Source organism: Mycobacterium haemophilum DSM 44634 (assembly GCF_000340435.2).
In the GTDB taxonomy this organism is placed as follows: Bacteria; Actinomycetota; Actinomycetes; order Mycobacteriales; family Mycobacteriaceae; genus Mycobacterium; species Mycobacterium haemophilum.
In genome coordinates, this window is record NZ_CP011883.2 from 1,367,780 (window position 1) to 1,384,119 (window position 16,340).

General features: G+C 65.9%; 14 protein-coding genes and 1 pseudogene. 14 read left to right on the forward strand and 1 reads right to left on the reverse strand.

The genetic code is table 11. The features are described 5' to 3' along the window. The first annotated feature begins 8 nt into the window (after window positions 1–8). The 9 genes and pseudogenes from B586_RS06550 to ligA all read left to right on the forward strand — a co-directional run bounded on the left by B586_RS06550 (window position 9) and on the right by ligA (window position 9,977). Window positions 9–1,196, forward strand: coding sequence for a cysteine desulfurase family protein (locus B586_RS06550; RefSeq protein ID WP_054880379.1), 1,188 nt, complete (start codon window positions 9–11; stop codon window positions 1,194–1,196). Continuing rightward, complete coding sequence (gene mnmA / locus B586_RS06555) at window positions 1,193–2,272, forward strand: tRNA 2-thiouridine(34) synthase MnmA (RefSeq protein ID WP_054880378.1); 1,080 nt, start codon at window positions 1,193–1,195, stop codon at window positions 2,270–2,272. Before B586_RS06550 ends, mnmA begins: the two co-directional genes overlap by 4 nt. Window positions 2,273–2,543: 271 nt before the next feature. Continuing rightward, window positions 2,544–2,639, forward strand: a pseudogene (locus B586_RS22705) (PE family protein); the annotation flags it as partial. 8 nt (window positions 2,640–2,647) lie between these two features. Continuing rightward, entirely contained in the window at window positions 2,648–3,796 is a 1,149-nt protein-coding gene (locus B586_RS06560) for a PPE family protein (RefSeq protein ID WP_082607547.1), read from the forward strand. Between the two features lie 193 nt (window positions 3,797–3,989). Continuing rightward, window positions 3,990–4,160 (forward strand): hypothetical protein, encoded by a 171-nt coding sequence (locus B586_RS20795; protein ID WP_156166207.1) that lies wholly within the window; start codon window positions 3,990–3,992, stop codon window positions 4,158–4,160. Then, entirely contained in the window at window positions 4,157–5,272 is a 1,116-nt protein-coding gene (locus B586_RS06565) for a PPE family protein (protein WP_054880377.1), read from the forward strand. The genes B586_RS20795 and B586_RS06565 overlap by 4 nt, the downstream gene beginning before the upstream one ends. A gap of 328 nt (window positions 5,273–5,600) precedes the next feature. Beyond that, entirely contained in the window at window positions 5,601–6,677 is a 1,077-nt protein-coding gene (locus tag B586_RS06570) for a PPE family protein (RefSeq protein ID WP_054880376.1), read from the forward strand. Window positions 6,678–6,753: 76 nt separating this feature from the next. After that, on the forward strand, window positions 6,754–7,767 hold the full coding sequence (locus B586_RS06575; RefSeq protein ID WP_054880375.1) for a uroporphyrinogen decarboxylase/cobalamine-independent methonine synthase family protein: 1,014 nt from the start codon (window positions 6,754–6,756) through the stop codon (window positions 7,765–7,767). 125 nt (window positions 7,768–7,892) lie between these two features. Further along, window positions 7,893–9,977 (forward strand): NAD-dependent DNA ligase LigA, encoded by a 2,085-nt coding sequence (ligA, locus tag B586_RS06580; protein ID WP_054880374.1) that lies wholly within the window; start codon window positions 7,893–7,895, stop codon window positions 9,975–9,977. Between the two features lie 2 nt (window positions 9,978–9,979). Here the strand turns inward: ligA and B586_RS06585 are convergent, their stop codons facing one another. Continuing rightward, entirely contained in the window at window positions 9,980–10,636 is a 657-nt protein-coding gene (locus B586_RS06585; RefSeq protein WP_156166206.1) for an ACT domain-containing protein, read from the reverse strand. A 121-nt stretch (window positions 10,637–10,757) separates the two neighbouring features. Between B586_RS06585 and gatC the strand changes: the two genes are divergently transcribed. The 5 genes from gatC to B586_RS06610 all read left to right on the forward strand — a co-directional run bounded on the left by gatC (window position 10,758) and on the right by B586_RS06610 (window position 16,250). Then, entirely contained in the window at window positions 10,758–11,057 is a 300-nt protein-coding gene (gatC, locus tag B586_RS06590; protein WP_054881024.1) for an Asp-tRNA(Asn)/Glu-tRNA(Gln) amidotransferase subunit GatC, read from the forward strand. Then, a complete protein-coding gene (gene gatA, locus B586_RS06595; RefSeq protein WP_047313069.1) occupies window positions 11,054–12,538 on the forward strand; it encodes an Asp-tRNA(Asn)/Glu-tRNA(Gln) amidotransferase subunit GatA in 1,485 nt (494 codons plus the stop codon). The genes gatC and gatA overlap by 4 nt, the downstream gene beginning before the upstream one ends. Before the next feature lie 84 nt (window positions 12,539–12,622). Next, on the forward strand, window positions 12,623–13,654 hold the full coding sequence (locus tag B586_RS06600; RefSeq protein ID WP_047313068.1) for an ATP-dependent 6-phosphofructokinase: 1,032 nt from the start codon (window positions 12,623–12,625) through the stop codon (window positions 13,652–13,654). A 114-nt stretch (window positions 13,655–13,768) separates the two neighbouring features. Then, window positions 13,769–15,274 (forward strand): Asp-tRNA(Asn)/Glu-tRNA(Gln) amidotransferase subunit GatB, encoded by a 1,506-nt coding sequence (gene gatB, locus B586_RS06605; RefSeq protein WP_054880373.1) that lies wholly within the window; start codon window positions 13,769–13,771, stop codon window positions 15,272–15,274. Window positions 15,275–15,332: 58 nt separating this feature from the next. After that, a complete protein-coding gene (locus B586_RS06610; RefSeq protein WP_054880372.1) occupies window positions 15,333–16,250 on the forward strand; it encodes a S1C family serine protease in 918 nt (305 codons plus the stop codon). The last annotated feature ends 90 nt before the right edge of the window (window positions 16,251–16,340 follow it).

Genomic DNA, 16,340 nt, shown 5'->3' on the forward strand with positions numbered 1-16,340 from the left:
AGCCCGTCATGGTCTACCTGGATCACGCCGCTACGACCCCGATGCACCCCGCCGCCATCGAGGCGATGACGACCGTGCTCGGCACCGTCGGCAATGCATCGTCGCTGCATACCAGTGGGCGAGCGGCGCGGCGGCGGATCGAGGAATCCCGTGAGCTGATCGCCGACAAACTTGCCGCGCGCCCGTCCGAGGTGATCTTCACCGCGGGCGGCACGGAGAGCGACAACCTAGCCGTCAAAGGTATCTATTGGGCGCGTCGCGACACGCAGCCGCGCCACCGACGCATCGTCACCACCGAGGTGGAACACCACGCCGTGCTGGACGCGGTGACCTGGCTGGTCGAACACGAGGGTGCGGAGGTGACGTGGTTGCCCACCGCTGCCGACGGCTCGGTATCGGCGGCCGGGCTGCGGGAGGCGCTGCAGCGACACGACGACGTCGCGTTGGTGTCAGTGATGTGGGCCAATAACGAAGTCGGCACGGTCATGCCGGCCGCTGAACTCGCCGCCGTCGCCGCCGAGTTCGGTGTCCCGATGCACAGCGACGCGATCCAGGCGGTGGGGCAGCTGCCGGTCGACTTCGGCGCCAGCGGGCTGTCGGCGATGAGTGTGGCCGCGCACAAGTTTGGCGGCCCGCCGGGTGTGGGCGCGCTGCTGCTGCGCCGCGACGTCAGCTGTGTGCCGTTGTCGCACGGCGGTGGGCAGGAGCGCGATATTCGTTCCGGCACCCCCGATGTCGCCAGCGCTGTCGGGATGGCAGCGGCGGCGCAGATCGCGGTGGATGGATTGGAGCCCAACAGCATCCGGTTGCAGGTGCTGCGTGACCGCTTGATCGAGGGAGTGCTGGCCACGATTGACGACGTTGCGCTCAACGGTGCCCCCAACCGGCGGCTTCCAGGCAACGCGCACTTCACCTTCCGGGGCTGCGAAGGCGACGCGCTGTTGATGTTGTTGGACGCCAACGGAATCGAATGCTCGACCGGATCGGCTTGCACCGCCGGTGTTCCGCAGCCGTCGCATGTCTTGATTGCGATGGGCGCCGATCCGGCCAGTGCGCGCGGATCGCTGCGTCTTTCGTTGGGTCACACCAGTGTTGAGGCCGACGTTGATGAAGTGCTACGGGTGCTGCCGGGGGCGGTGGACCGTGCCCGTCGGGCATTGCTGGCCGCGGCGGGGGCCGGGGGTGTTGGGGGGTGAAAGTTCTCGCCGCGATGAGCGGTGGCGTCGACTCGTCGGTCGCCGCTGCTCGGATGGTCGACGCCGGACACGATGTGGTGGGTGTGCACCTGGCGCTGTCTACCGCTCCCGGTACGCTGCGCACCGGGTCGCGGGGCTGCTGCTCGAAAGAAGACGCGTCAGATGCGCGCCGTGTCGCCGATGTTCTCGGGATCCCATTCTATGTTTGGGATTTCGCTGAGAAGTTCCACAAAGACGTGATCGATGACTTTGTGTCATCGTATGCCCGCGGGGAAACCCCTAACCCCTGTGTGCGATGCAATCAGCGGATCAAGTTCTCGGCGCTTGCTGTCAGAGCCTTAGCGTTGGGCTTCGATACGGTGGCCACCGGCCACTACGCGCGGCTGTCCGGTGGGCGGCTACGTCGTGCTGTCGACCGGGATAAGGATCAGTCCTATGTGCTGGCCGTACTGACCGCCCAGCAGCTGCGCCACGCCGCGTTCCCGATCGGCGACACCCCCAAGCCGCAGGTCCGTGCGGAGGCCGCCCGCCGCGGCCTACCGGTTGCCGATAAGCCCGACAGCCACGACATCTGCTTCATCCCGTCCGGCAACACCCGTGCCTTTCTGGGTGCGCGCATTGGGGTTCGCCGCGGCAGCGTGGTTGATGCGGATGGCGCCGTGCTTGCTACCCATGACGGGGTGCACGGCTTCACCGTCGGTCAACGCAAGGGCCTGGGCATCGCCGGGCCAGGACCGGACGGCCGACCGCGCTACGTGACGGCGATCGACGCCGACACCGCGACCGTGCAGGTGGGCGACGCGGCCGACCTCGATGTGCATGCGCTGATCGGACGGGCGCCGGTCTTCACCGCGGGAGCCGCGCCGTCGGGTCCTGTTGAGTGCGTGGTTCAGATTCGTGCGCACGGTGAAACCGCCGGTGCGGTCGTTGAGTTGATTGGTGACGAGCTTTCGGTGCGGTTGTGCGAACCGCTGCGCGGTGTGGCGCGCGGCCAGACGCTGGTGCTGTACCGCCTGGATCCGGACGGCGACGAGGTGCTCGGCAGCGCCACCATCGCCGCCACGCCGGCGTTATAGCTTGCAAAGCGACCGCGGGTGAAACCGCCAGTGCGGTCGTTGAATTGGTCTGTGACGAGCTTCTGTGCGGTCATGTGAATCGTGTATTATCTGGCCCTTCGACGGACACGAGGTCGATGGACGGCGGGACTGTCTCGGGCCGGGTGGATAGGGGAACGGATCGGCTGCGGCGGTGCCGGCCGTAAGTTGACTATGGGCATGTTCCGCGCCAGCTATTATTCGCCATGTGTATAGTTGAGCGGGCTTATTGATTTGACTGAGGGAGCGGGTTGTGACGCTGCAGGTGGTTCCGGAGGGTTTGGCGGCGGCCAGTGCTGCGGTGGAGGCGGTGATTGCGGCGGTGGTGCCGGCGGCGGCGTACGGTGCGGGTTTGGCGTGACGTATTGGTTTGGCGCGCCCCCGGAGGTGCATTCGGCGTTGTTGAGTGCTGGTCCGGGTTCTGGTCCGTTGCGGGAGGCCGCGACAATGTGGACCTCGTTGAGCATCGAATCTTCTTGGGCAGCAGAAGAACTCACTGGAGAGCTGGACGAGGTGTCGGCTGAGGCGTGGCAGGGTCCGAGCGCCGAGGGCTATGTGGGCGCGCACGCGCCGTATCTGGTCTTCTTAGACGACGTCAGCGCCGACTGCGCGGAGCGGGCTGCTGGGCATGAGGCGATGGCGGCGGCATATGATGGTGCTTTGGCGGAGATGCCGACGTTGGCCGAGCTGGCTGTTAACCGTGCCGCCCATGCGGTGTTGGTGGCGACGAATTTCTTTGGTGTGAACACGATCCCGATCGCGGCCAATGAGGCCGAGTATGCGGAGATGTGGGTTCGGGCGGCCAGCACGATGACCGTTTATGAGGCGACCTCGAATTCGGTGCTGGTGCTGGCGTCGCGACTACGGGCCACAGCAGCGCCGGTACTGCTGAAAACCGGTAGTGGCGTGGGCGGCGGCATGGCGGCCGTCCCTGCCGCGCCGGCAGCCATCATCGATGTCATCATTGAGATATTGATCCTCCTCGGTGAGCTGTTGATCCAGCTCCCGGTGATATTGCTCGAGTTGCTGTTTGGAGTCGTCGCCTGGGCGATCGTCCTCGCGATCCTGCTGCCATTAGTGATCCTGGCAGAGACGATCGTCTTCGGGTTTTTCGCGATCGTCTTGACCCTGCCGTTCCTCGCGGTCGCCGCGCCTGTCGTACTGGCCGGCTCGGCGATCGCGTTGCCGACGTCGTTGCCGATCGGCATTAGCGGCTACCTTGCCGACGAGGCGAGTGTGGGCGCGGAGGTTGTCGAGGTCGATGTCGTGACGGCGAACGTAGCGTCTGGTGGCGCGCGTGCCGGGGTGGCGCCGCAGGGGCGGTTGGTGTCGGTGGTGGCTTCTGATCGGGGTGCTGGCGCATTGGGTTTTGCTGGGACAGCGGGTAAGGAGTCGGTCACGGGGCCTGCGGGGTTGGTCATGTTGGATGGCGGGTTGGGTGGTGGTCCGCGGGTGCCGATGTTGCCGGCGACGTGGGAGTCGGATGTGGTTGGTGTGCAAGGTTAATGGGTGTGTGCTGGCTAACGGCGTGGTGGCTGATATCGGCAAATTGACGTTGAGAGGGCATGATGTCGGCGCCGACGATCGCGCGCATCCGTGACTGATCCAGCAGGATCACGTCGGTGTTGACACCGTTGGCGCGATGGCCCCGCATTGTATTCACTGAAGCAGTAGTTGACTATAGCGATGTTTCCACGATATGCATTACTCGCTGTGTATACAGCTGGGCGATCTGTTTGCTGAGCGGGAGGGGCGGGCTATTACGCTGCGGGTAGTTCCGCATGGTTTGGCGGTGGCCGATGCTGCGGCGCTGCCGGCTCGTCTTGCGGCGGCGAATGCTGGTGCGGCGTCACATGTGGGTCTGGTGTGACGCTTTGGTTTGGCGTGCCGCCGGAGGTGCATTCGGCGTTGTTGGCTGCCGGTCCGGGTCCTGGTCCGGTGTTGAACGCCGGTGCGGCGTGGACCTCGCTGAGCGTCGAATACGCGTTGGCGGCACAAGAACTCACCGCAAATCTGGGTGCAGTGTCAGCTGGTCTGTGGGAGGGGCCGAGCGCGGCGAACTATGAGTCCGCGCACGCACCGTATCTGACATGGCTGACAAAGACCAGCGCTGACTGCGCCGAACGGGCTGTAGGGCATGAGGTGGCGGCGGCGGCCTATACCGGTGCGCTGGCCGAGATGCCCACCTTGTCCGAGCTGGCCGCTAACCACGCCGCCCATGCGGTGTTGTCAGGGACGAATTTCTTTGGTGTGAATACGATCCCGATCGCGGTCAATGAGGCCGAGTACAAGGAGATGTGGGTTCGGGCGGCCACCACCATGAGCGCCTATGAAGCGGTTTCGGGTACGGTGCTGGCGTCGGGACCACCGGCCACAGCGGCGCCGCCACTGCTGAACGCCCATGGTGGCGTACCCAGTGTCCTTGCGGCCAACGTCGCCGCACCGGGGGAGCTCCCGATCATCATTATCATATTGATCAATATCATTATGATATTGTTCTATCTGTTGTTTGCGGTTGTCCTCTGGACGGTCGTCCTCGCGATGGTGCTGCCGCTGATCATCTTGGCCGAGGCGATCACCTTCACGCTCCTCGCGATCATCTTGACCCCGCCGTTCCTGATCATCGCCACGCCATTCGTGCTGGCCGGCTCCGTGATTGGGGTGCCGACCGCGTTAGCGATTGCGTTGCCGATTGCGGTGCCAATCGGTGCCGGCGCCTACCTCGCGGACGAGTCGAGGGATGAGGAGCCTGAGCAGGAACCTGGTGAAGCCGGCGAACGTGTGGTAGAAGTGTCGTCTGTTGTAGCGCGCCCTGTGGTGGCACCGGAGTGGGGTTTTGCTGGGACCGCGAGTAAGGAGTCGGTTGGGCAGCCGGCGGGGTTGACGGTGTGCGGTGATGGTTTGTTCGGCGCTGCTCCGCGGGTGCCGATGTTGCCGGCGAGCTGGCAGTCAAATGTGGTTGGTGGGCGAATTAACGGTTAGCTGAGTCCGTTGTGACAAAGACACTTCCGTGGGTTCCGGGAAACTCGAGATGTTGCCTAACGCTGCGCGTGGACTGCTGGTCAGGCCCCGGAGCGGGCGGACCATCCGGGCGAGATAGCGCAAGACTTCTGTGCTAAGGCGGTAGCCGACGGGAGGTATGCCCTGCCGTAGTATTTGTCATATGTATAATAATTCCCCTCGGGTTTTGGCTTAACAGAGGAGGGGCGGTTTTTGACGCTGCGGTGGTTCCGGAGGGTTTGGTGGCGGCGCATTCTGCTGCGGTGCCGGTGATTGCGGTGGCGGCGTCGTCGTACGGTGTGGGTTTGGTGTGACGCTTTGGTTTGGCGTGCCGCCGGAGGTGCATTCGGCGTTGTTGGCTGCTGGTCCGGGTCCTGGTCCGGTGTTGAACGCCGGTGCGGCGTGGACCTCGCTGAGCGTCGAATACGCGTTGGCGGCACAAGAACTCACTGCAAATCTGGGCGCGGTGTCGGCTGCGGCGTGGGAGGGGCCGAGCGCGGCGAACTATGTGGCCGCGCACGCACCGTATCTGACATGGCTGACAAAGACCAGCGCTGACTGTGCGCAGCGGGCTGTAGGGCATGAGGTGGCGGCGGCGGCCTATACCGGTGCGCTGGCCGAGATGCCAACGTTGTCCGAGCTGGTTGCTAACCATGCCGCCCATGCGGTGTTGTCGGGGACGAATTTCTTTGGTGTGAATACGATCCCGATCGCGGTTAATGAGGCCGAGTACGCGGAGATGTGGGTTCGGGCGGCCACCATCATGAGCGCCTATGAAGCGGTTTCGGGTACGGTGCTGGCGTCACGACCACTGGCCACAGCGGCGCCGCCACTGCTGAACGCCCATGGTGGCGCACTCAGCGTCCTTGCGGCCGACGTCGCCGCACCGGCAGCCGTCGTTGACGTCATCATTGACATATTGATGGCCCTCGGTGCGTTATTTATTGGAGCCGTGCTCTGGGCGATCATCGCTGTGATCCTCGAGATCGCTGCTTCCCTCGTGATCGCTCCGCTCGTGCCGCCAGTCGTGCTGGTCGGCTCCGCGATCGCGTTGCCGACTGCGTTATCGATTGCGTTGCCGACCGCGTTACCAATCGGTGCCGGCGGCTACCTCGCGGACCGGTCTAGGGATGAGGAGCCTGGTGAAGCCGGCGAACGTGTGGTAGAAGTGTCGTCTGTTGTAGCGCGCCCTGTGGTGGCACCGGAGTGGGGTTTTGCTGGGACCGTGAGTAAGGAGTCGGTTGGGCAGCCGGCGGGGTTGACGGTGTGCGGTGCTGGTTTGTTCGGCGCTGCTCCGCGGGTGCCGATGTTGCCGGCGAGCTGGGAGCCGTGTCCCTGGGGCAACGCCGTGTCGCATCACAGCAGCGGCCGCGTCACATTTTGCTAGCTGCGGGACGGCTCGCGCAAGACAACAGGTACCCCTGGCGGGCGACCGGCGATGCGATGTCGAATACGGTTGCCGGATGAGTGTTTTCGCAACGGCTAGCGGTGTTGGATCGTGGCCCGGCTCATCCCCGCGCCCCGCCGCCGAGGTTGTCGTCGGCGAGTTGGCGGGCGCGCTGGCCCATATCGTTGAGTTGCCCGCCAGGGGAGTGGGCGCCGACCTGCTCGGACGGGCCGGTGCGCTGCTCATCGACGTGGCCATCGACACGGTGCCACGCGGTTACCGCATCGCCGCACGGCCCGGCGCAGTGACACGCAGAGCCGTTAGCCTGCTCGACGAGGACATGGATGCCCTCGAAGAGGCCTGGGAGAAGGCCGGTCTGCGCGGCAGGGGGCGTGTCGTCAAGGTGCAGGCTCCTGGACCGGTCAGCTTGGTGGCCGGGCTAGAACTGGCCAACGGCCACCGGGCGATCACCGACCCCGGCGCCGTGCGTGACCTGGCAGCATCGCTGGCCGAGGGCGTTGCCGCGCACCGTGCGGCCCTGGCACGGCGACTCGACACCCCGGTGGTGGTGCAGTTCGACGAGGCGTCGCTGCCGGCGGCATTGGGGGGACTGCTGACCGGGGTGACCGCGTTTTCCCCGGTCGCTCCGCTCGACGAAGCGCTGGCGGCAGCGTTGTTGGACAATTGCGTCGCGACCGTGGGTGCCGATGTACTGCTGCACAGCTGTGCCGCGGAACTGCCGTGGAACTTCTTGCAGCGCAGCGCTATTAGCGCGGTGTCGGTAGATGCCAACATGCTGCGGGCAGCGGATCTGGATGGCATCGCAGCATTCGTCGAGTCTGGTCGCACCATCGTGTTGGGCGTAGTGCCCGCAACCGCCCCGCAACGGCCGCCGTCGGTCGAGCAGGTCGCCGCCGCCGTTGTCGGGGTGACCGATCGGCTCGGCTTCGGCCGCTCAGCGCTGCGCGATCGCATCGGTGTCAGCCCGGCATGCGGTCTGGCGGGTGCGACGCCGCAATGGTCGCGCACCGCGATCGAGCTTGCGCGCAAGGCCGCCGAAGCGTTCGCCCAAGACCCGGATGCCATCTAATCGCGCCGGCTGACCACCGAGATTGCCGCCAAGGCTGTGCGAACCCGGCTGGACACAACCACCGCGGCAATCTCGGCGCACCAGCGGCCCGGGCCTGCGTCGGACTGCTCAGTTAGCCTGCGGGGGTGAGTTCGCCCGAAGCTGACCCTATCGGACCCGAGGTGTTGCGGCAGTGGCGAGAGCTGGCCGAAGAGGTGCGCGAACATCAGTTCCGCTACTACGTGCGGGACGCGCCGATCATCTCCGACGCGGAGTTCGATCGCCTGCTGGTCAGGCTCGCCGCGCTGGAGGAAGCCCATCCCGAGCTGCGCACGCCCGATTCCCCTACTCAGCTGGTCGGCGGTGCCGGCTTCACGACTGATTTCGTGGCGACCGAGCATCTCGAACGGATGCTCAGCCTCGACAACGCGTTCAGTGGGGATGAACTCGACGCCTGGGTCACCCGCATCCGCGCTGAGATCGGTGATGACGTCCATTATTTGTGTGAGCTCAAGATTGACGGTGTCGCATTGTCGTTGGTCTATCGGGATGGACGCCTGACCCGCGCCGCGACTCGGGGTGATGGTCGCACCGGCGAGGACGTCACGCTGAACGCGCGGACCATCGAAGACGTGCCAGAACGGCTGACCGCCAGCGATATTTACCCGCTGCCAGAGGTTCTCGAGGTCCGCGGCGAGGTGTTTTTCCGGGTGGCGGACTTCCAAGCGCTCAACGCGAGCCTCGTTGAGGAGGGCAAGAATCCGTTCGCTAACCCACGCAACAGCGCGGCGGGCTCGCTGCGCCAGAAAGATCCGGCGGTCACGGCCCGCCGCAAGCTGCGGATGATCTGCCATGGACTTGGGCACATCGAAGGTTTTCGCCCCGCCACCCAGCACCAGGCCTACTTGGCTTTACAGGCCTGGGGGCTGCCGGTGTCCGAGCATACGACGCTGGTGAACGACATAGCTGGCGTCCAGGGACGCATCGCCTATTGGGGCGAACATCGCCACGAGGTGGACCACGAAATCGACGGGATAGTGGTCAAAATCGACGAGGTGGTGTTGCAGCGCAGGCTGGGTTCCACCTCGCGAGCTCCGCGATGGGCCATCGCTTACAAGTACCCACCTGAGGAAGCGCAGACCAAGCTGCTCGACATCCGGGTGAACGTCGGCCGCACCGGGCGGGTCACGCCGTTCGCGTTCATGACGCCGGTGAAGGTGGCCGGGTCGACGGTCGGGCAGGCGACCCTGCACAACGCTGCTGAGGTCAAACGCAAAGGCGTGTTGATCGGTGACACCGTGGTGATCCGCAAGGCCGGCGACGTGATTCCCGAAGTCTTAGGACCCGTGGTTGACCTGCGCGACGGGTCCGAACGCGAATTCGTCATGCCCACAACGTGTCCCGAGTGCGGCACCACGTTGGCGCCGGAAAAGGAAGGCGATGCTGACATCCGTTGCCCCAATGCCAGGAGCTGCCCGGGGCAACTGCGAGAGCGCGTGTTTCACGTCGCCAGCCGCAGCGCGCTCGACATCGAGGGACTGGGATACGAGGCCGGCGTTGCGCTGCTGGCCGCGCAGGTGATCACCAGCGAGGGTGACCTGTTCACCCTCACCGAGGATGACTTGTTGCGCACCGAGCTTTTCCGGACCAAGGCCGGCGAGTTGTCGGCCAACGGCAAACGGTTACTGGTCAACGTCGACAAGGCCAAAGCCGCACCGCTGTGGCGAGTGCTGGTGGCGTTGTCGATCCGGCATGTCGGGCCGACGGCGGCGCGAGCCCTGGCCACCGAGTTCGGCAGCGTTGACGCCATCGTGGCCGCGTCCACCGAGCAGCTGGCCGCCGTCGAGGGGGTAGGTGCCACCATCGCGGCCGCGGTCACCGAGTGGTTCACCGTCGACTGGCATCGCGCGATTGTCGACAAGTGGCGGGCGGCCGGGGTGCGGATGGCCGATGAGCGCGACACCAGCGTGCCGCGCACGTGCGAGGGGCTCACCATCGTCGTCACCGGCTCGTTAGCGGGGTTTTCCCGCGACGACGCCAAGGAGGCGATCGTGGCGCGCGGTGGCAAGGCCGCTGGTTCGGTGTCGAAGAAGACTGCCTACGTGGTCGCCGGCGACTCGCCGGGATCCAAATACGACAAGGCGGTCGAGCTCGGGGTACCGATCCTCGATGAAGATGGGTTTCGCCGGTTGCTGGAGCAGGGGCCACCGGTGCAGCAAGCCGTCGAATAGCGTCAGCGCAGCATGGTGGCCACGATCCCGGCCAGATACCCCAGCCGAGCCACCTCTGACGGCCGAAACTCCGGGCCCGGACGGCCCAGCACCACCGCGGTGTGCGGGTCGCCCAACGGTGCGGCGACCATGGTGGTGTCCATATCGCGCCACGCCTGCGGCACCCACTCGGCGGTACCGTCGAGCGGCGCGGCATGCTCGATCGGTAGCCACGGTGCCGAATCCGCCCGCGTCTCCGGTGCGCCAGCGCTCGCGGCGAGGCGGTGTAGCTCTCCCTGGGAACTGTGCAGCACTGTGCACCAGCTCACTCGCAGCACTTTCGGCGCCTCGTCGGCGAGCACCTGCAGCCTGGACGCGTTGTCGCGGGCCGCGGCGACCTGGTCGAGCAGCTCCAGCTCGCGGTGGGCTTCCAGCAGACCGCTGTGCGGTCGGACGCTGTCTACTCGGACACCGGGAAGTGATTCGGCGGCGGTGATCAACTTGTCGGGCATCGCTCCTGGCGGCAGCTCGATCACCAGGTCGTCGATCGCGTAGCCACCGCTGCGCTCCACCACATCGAGCGACAAGATGTCGGCGCCCACCGAACCGAGTGCCACAGCTAGCGAGCCCAGGCTACCTGGGCGGTCGGCTAGCTCGATGCGCAGCAAATAGGAAGGCACGGCCAACACTGTTGCACAGCGGTGCCGCTGCCGACCAGCGTGCGGCCAGCTTCACGCTCGGTAACGACTGTGCGGCCAGCTTCACGCTCGCGGCTAGGTAGGCTTTTCGCTCGTGTCCCAGATCTCCCGCATCTCCCGCGATGAGGTTGCGCACCTGGCCCGGCTGGCCCGGCTGGCGTTGACCGATACCGAGTTGGACAGCTTCTCTGGTCAACTTGACGCCATCTTGACCCACGTCAGCCAGATCCAGGCCGTCGACGTCACCGGTGTCGAACCCACCGACAACCCGCTCAAGGACGTGAACGTCACGCGCCCGGACGAGACCGTCCCGTGCCTTACCCAGCAGCAGGCGCTGGCCGAAGCACCCGAAGCCGTCGACGGTCGCTTCGCTGTCCCCCAGATCCTGGGGGACGCCGAGTGACCGAGATCATCCGATCCGACGCCGCGACGCTGGCGGCCAAGGTCGCCGCCAAGGAGCTGTCGTCGGTTGAGATCACCCAGGCCTGTCTGGACCAGATCGAGGCGACGGACGACACCTACCGGGCCTTCCTGCACGTCGCGCCCGAGAAAGCACTGTCGGCCGCGGCCGCCGTCGATAAGGCGGTGGCCGCTGGCGAGCGGCTACCGTCGGCGTTGGCCGGGGTACCGCTGGCGCTCAAAGACGTGTTCACCACCATCGACATGCCGACCACCTGCGGATCCAAGATCCTGCAGGGCTGGCATTCCCCGTACGACGCCACCGTCACCACGCGGTTGCGTGCGGCCGGCATCCCGATCCTGGGTAAGACCAACATGGACGAGTTCGCGATGGGCAGCTCGACCGAGAACTCCGCCTACGGCCCCACCCGCAACCCGTGGAACGTCGATCGGGTGCCCGGCGGCTCCGGTGGCGGCAGCGCGGCGGCGCTGGCCGCGTTCCAGGCGCCGTTGGCCATCGGATCCGACACCGGCGGCTCCATCCGTCAGCCCGCCGCGCTGACCGCGACCGTCGGTGTCAAACCCACCTACGGCACAGTGTCCCGGTACGGGCTGGTGGCCTGTGCGTCGTCGCTGGATCAGGGCGGGCCGTGCGCGCGCACCGTGTTAGACACCGCGCTGCTGCATGCGGTGATCGCCGGCCACGACACCCGCGACTCCACATCCGTGGCGGCAGCGGTGCCCGACATCGTGGGCGCCGCCCAGGCCGGCGCGACGGGTGATCTGCGTGGCGTGCGTGTCGGGGTGGTGCGCCAGCTGCATAGTGGCGAGGGTTACCAGCCGGGGGTGCTGGCGTCATTTGCGGCCGCTGTCGACCAGTTGACCGCACTGGGTGCGCAGGTTAGCGAAGTCGACTGCCCGCACTTTGATTACGCGCTGGCCGCCTACTATCTGATCTTGCCGTCGGAGGTGTCGAGCAACCTCGCGCGTTTCGACGCGATGCGCTACGGGCTGCGGGTCGGTGACGACGGCAGCCGCAGCGCCGAGGAGGTGATGGCGCTGACCCGGGCTGCCGGTTTCGGGCCGGAGGTCAAGCGGCGCATCATGATCGGTGCCTACGCATTGTCGGCCGGCTATTACGACGCCTACTACAACCAGGCGCAGAAAGTGCGCACCTTGATTGCGCGCGATCTCGACGAGGCCTATCGATCCGTCGACGTGCTGGTGTCGCCGGCGACCCCGACTACCGCGTTCGGCCTTGGCGAGAAGGTCGACGATCCCCTGGCGATGTACCTGTTCGATCTGTGCACACTGCCGCTCAACCTGGCTGGCCATTGCGGCATGTCGGTGCCGTCCGGGCTGTCCCCGGATGATCAGCTGCCGGTGGGCCTGCAGATCATGGCGCCGGCCTTGGCCGATGACCGGCTCTACCGGGTGGGTGCGGCCTACGAGGCCGCCCGGGGGCCATTGCCGTCCGCCATTTGAGCTCAGCCGCGAGCACCTGCCAGCGGCGAGCAGATATTTGCGTCTGCTCGCGCTATCTACGGCGTCCACAGGCAAGATGAAGGCATGCGGATCGGAATTCTCACCGGGGGTGGCGACTGTCCTGGTCTCAATGCCGTCATCCGGGCGATTGTGCGTACCTGCGACGCCCGGTACGGCTCGTCGGTAGTCGGGTTTCAGGACGGCTGGCGCGGGTTGCTGGAGAACCGGCGCATGCAGCTGCGCAACGACGACCGCAATGACCGTCTGCTCGCCAAAGGCGGAACCATGCTGGGCACCGCCCGGGTGCACCCCGACAAGCTGCGGGCTGGGCTGAATCAGATCAAGCAGACCCTGGATGACAATGGCATCGACGTGCTTATCCCGATCGGTGGCGAAGGCACGCTGACGGCCGCGCACTGGCTATCCGAAGAAAACGTTCCGGTGGTCGGCGTGCCGAAGACGATCGACAACGACATCGACTGCACCGACGTGACTTTCGGCCACGACACGGCGCTGACGGTGGCCACCGACGCCATTGACCGGTTGCACAGCACCGCCGAGTCCCACCAACGGGTCATGCTGGTGGAGGTAATGGGCCGGCACGCTGGCTGGATCGCGCTGAATTCCGGGCTGGCTTCCGGTGCGCACATGACGCTGATCCCCGAACAGCCCTTTGATGTCGAGGAAGTGTGCCGCCTCGTGAAACGACGCTTCCAGCGCGGGGACTCGCATTTCATTTGCGTGGTCGCCGAGGGTGCTAAGCCGGTCCCAGGCTCGATCACGTTGCGCGAAGGCGGGATTGACGAGTTTGGTCATGAGCGTTTTACCGGGGTGGCTGCGCAGTTGGGCGCTGAGGTCGAGAAGCGGATCAACAAGGACGTGCGAGTGACCGTGCTGGGCCATGTCCAGCGCGGCGGTACCCCGACGGCCTTCGACCGGGTGCTGGCCACCCGGTTCGGGGTTAACGCTGCCGACGCCGCGCACGTCGGCGAGTACGGTCAGATGGTGTCGCTGCGTGGGCAAGACATCGGTCGCGTGCCGCTGGCGGATGCGGTGCGTCAGCTCAAGCTGGTGCCTGAAAGCCGTTACGACGACGCCGCCGCCTTCTTCGGTTAAAGCACGGGTTCGCTTGCGGCGAGGGTGCGCAGATTGCCAGGCAATATGGCGTGTCCTTGTACCAACACGCACGCTCGCGCCTGGTGGACGAACGCGAACACTAAGATCGGGCCCATGACTTCTGTGGCTGATCTGCTGGATTACGACGACGTGGTCGCGCGCTTTGATCCGGTGCTCGGACTTGAAGTGCACGTTGAGCTGTCCACCGTGACCAAAATGTTCTGCGGCTGCGCCACCACATTCGGCGCCGAACCGAACACCCAGGTGTGCCCGGTGTGTCTGGGCCTGCCGGGTTCGCTGCCGGTGCTTAACCGGGCCGCGGTCCAGTCGGCGATTCGGATCGGACTGGCGCTGAACTGTGAAATCGTGCCCTGGTGCCGCTTCGCGCGGAAGAACTACTTCTACCCGGACATGCCCAAGAATTACCAGATTTCGCAATACGACGAGCCGATCGCCATTAACGGATACCTCGAAGCGCCTCTGGAGGACGGCACCACCTGGCGGGTGGAGATCGAACGGGCGCACATGGAGGAAGACACCGGCAAGCTGACCCACCTAGGCAGCGAGACTGGCCGCATTCACGGCGCGACGACATCGCTGATCGACTACAACCGCGCCGGCGTGCCGTTGATCGAAATCGTCACCAAGCCCATCGAGGGGGCTGGAACTCGGGCGCCGCAGATCGCTCGGGCGTATGTGACGGCGTTACGAGATCTGTTGCGCGCGTTGGATGTATCCGATGTTCGGATGGACCAAGGCTCGATGCGTTGTGACGCCAACGTATCGCTGAAGCCGGCCGGGACGGCCGAATTCGGCACCAGGACCGAGACCAAAAACGTCAACTCACTGAAAAGCGTCGAAGTGGCCGTGCGCTATGAGATGCAACGTCAAGGCGCCATCCTGGTGTCCGGAGGCCGGATCACCCAGGAAACCAGGCACTTTCACGAGGCCGGGTACACCAGCCCGGGCCGCGCCAAGGAGACCGCGCAGGACTACCGGTATTTTCCCGAGCCCGACCTGGAGCCCGTCGCGCCCAGCCGCGAGCTGGTCGAGCAGTTGCGCCAAACAATCCCGGAGCTACCGTGGTTGAGCCGCAAGCGGATTCAGCAGGAATGGGGTATTTCCGACGAGGTGATGCGAGATCTCGTCAACGCTGGCGCGGTCGAACTGGTCGCCGCGACTGTCAAGCACGGCGTCTCCAGCGAGCAAGCGCGCGCCTGGTGGGGAAACTTCTTGGTACAGAAGGCTAATGAGGCAAACATCACCTTGGACGAGCTGGCCATCACCCCTGCCCAAGTTGCCGCGGTGGTGGCGTTGGTCGACGAGGGCAAGCTGTCCACCAAACTGGCCCGCCAGGTCGTCGAGGGTGTGCTCGCAGGGGAAGGCGAACCCGAGCAGGTTATGACCGCTCGCGGCTTGGCGCTGGTGCGCGACGACTCGGTGACGCAGGCCGCGGTCGACGAGGCCCTGGCCGCCAATCCTGATGTGGCGGAAAAGATTCGCGGCGGCAAGGTGGCTGCGGCAGGCGCGATCGTAGGAGCGGTGATGAAGGCCACCCGCGGGCAGGCCGATGCCGCCCGGGTGCGCGAGCTCGTCTTGGCCGCCTGCGGGCAGGCCTAACAGTTCTGCCGACGGCGAACGCAGGCATACCAGAAGCCGCTGCGACGCTGAGCCGGTTATGCCCGAGGAAGCCCTGGACGCGTACTCGCGCGTGGTCACCGCTGTGGCGGAGACGGTGTTGCCGAGTGTGGCCAGCCTGGCGGTGCGCGGTCGCCGTGGTAACGGCGGTGGCAGCGCCAGCGTCATCACCGCCGATGGCTACCTGCTGACCAGTGCGCACGTTGTCGCCGGTGCCCGCTCCGCCGAAGCGACGTTTACCGACGGCACCGCTGTGGACGCGGATGTCGCCGGACGTGACGAGCTGTCCGACCTGGCCGTGTTGAAGGCCCGTGGCAGCGTTCCCGCACCGGTGCGCATGGGACGCGCCGAGGACCTCCGCGTCGGTCAACTGGTGGTGGCGGTCGGCAACCCGTTGGGGCTGGCCGGCAGCGTCACCGCCGGCATCGTCTCCGGTCTGGGACGGTCGCTGCCCACTCGCAGTGGCCGCGTCGTCGACGAAGTCATCCAAACCGATGCCGCGCTGAACCCGGGAAACAGTGGCGGCGTCTTGGCCGACGGCCAGGGCCGGATGGTCGGCGTGAGCACGGCAGTCGCCGGTGTCGGGTTGGGGTTGGCCGTGCCCATTAACTCCTCGACCCACAAGATCATCGCGGCGCTGATGCGCGTCGGCCGCGTGCGCCGCGCCTGGTTGGGGATCGCCGGTTCGCATGTCCCGGTGCCGCCTGCGGTCGCCAATAAGTTGGGCACCGCGCATGGTCTGCAGGTCGCCAGCGTGGTACCCGGCAGCCCGGCCGCCGCAGCCGGCCTGCGCCGCGGCGACATTGTGGTCAGCGTCGACGGCCAACACGTGGTCACCGCAACCGCGATCCAGCGGCTGATGGTCGAAGATGCGATCGCCCGCCGGATCGAGATGACGGTGTGGCGCAACGGCGCCCTCATCGACGTGTTCGTGGTGCCCCGCGAACTCGCCGACTGATTCCCGAACTCGTCGGCAGCCAAACCGGCTCTTCGAGTGTGAATCTGGCGACGCGCCACGCCGATACGGCGTCGTGAGATTCCCACTCGC

Excerpts from the sequence above, each read along its gene's own strand:
- B586_RS06550 (WP_054880379.1), top strand. The coding sequence starts at position 9 with ATGGTCTACCTGGATCACGCCGCTACGACCCCGATGCACCCCGCCGCC.
- B586_RS20795 (WP_156166207.1), top strand. The coding sequence starts at position 3,990 with ATGCATTACTCGCTGTGTATACAGCTGGGCGATCTGTTTGCTGAGCGG.
- B586_RS06575 (WP_054880375.1), top strand. The coding sequence starts at position 6,754 with ATGAGTGTTTTCGCAACGGCTAGCGGTGTTGGATCGTGGCCCGGCTCA.
- B586_RS06600 (WP_047313068.1), top strand. The coding sequence starts at position 12,623 with ATGCGGATCGGAATTCTCACCGGGGGTGGCGACTGTCCTGGTCTCAAT.
- gatB (WP_054880373.1), top strand. The coding sequence starts at position 13,769 with ATGACTTCTGTGGCTGATCTGCTGGATTACGACGACGTGGTCGCGCGC.
- B586_RS06610 (WP_054880372.1), top strand. The coding sequence starts at position 15,333 with ATGCCCGAGGAAGCCCTGGACGCGTACTCGCGCGTGGTCACCGCTGTG.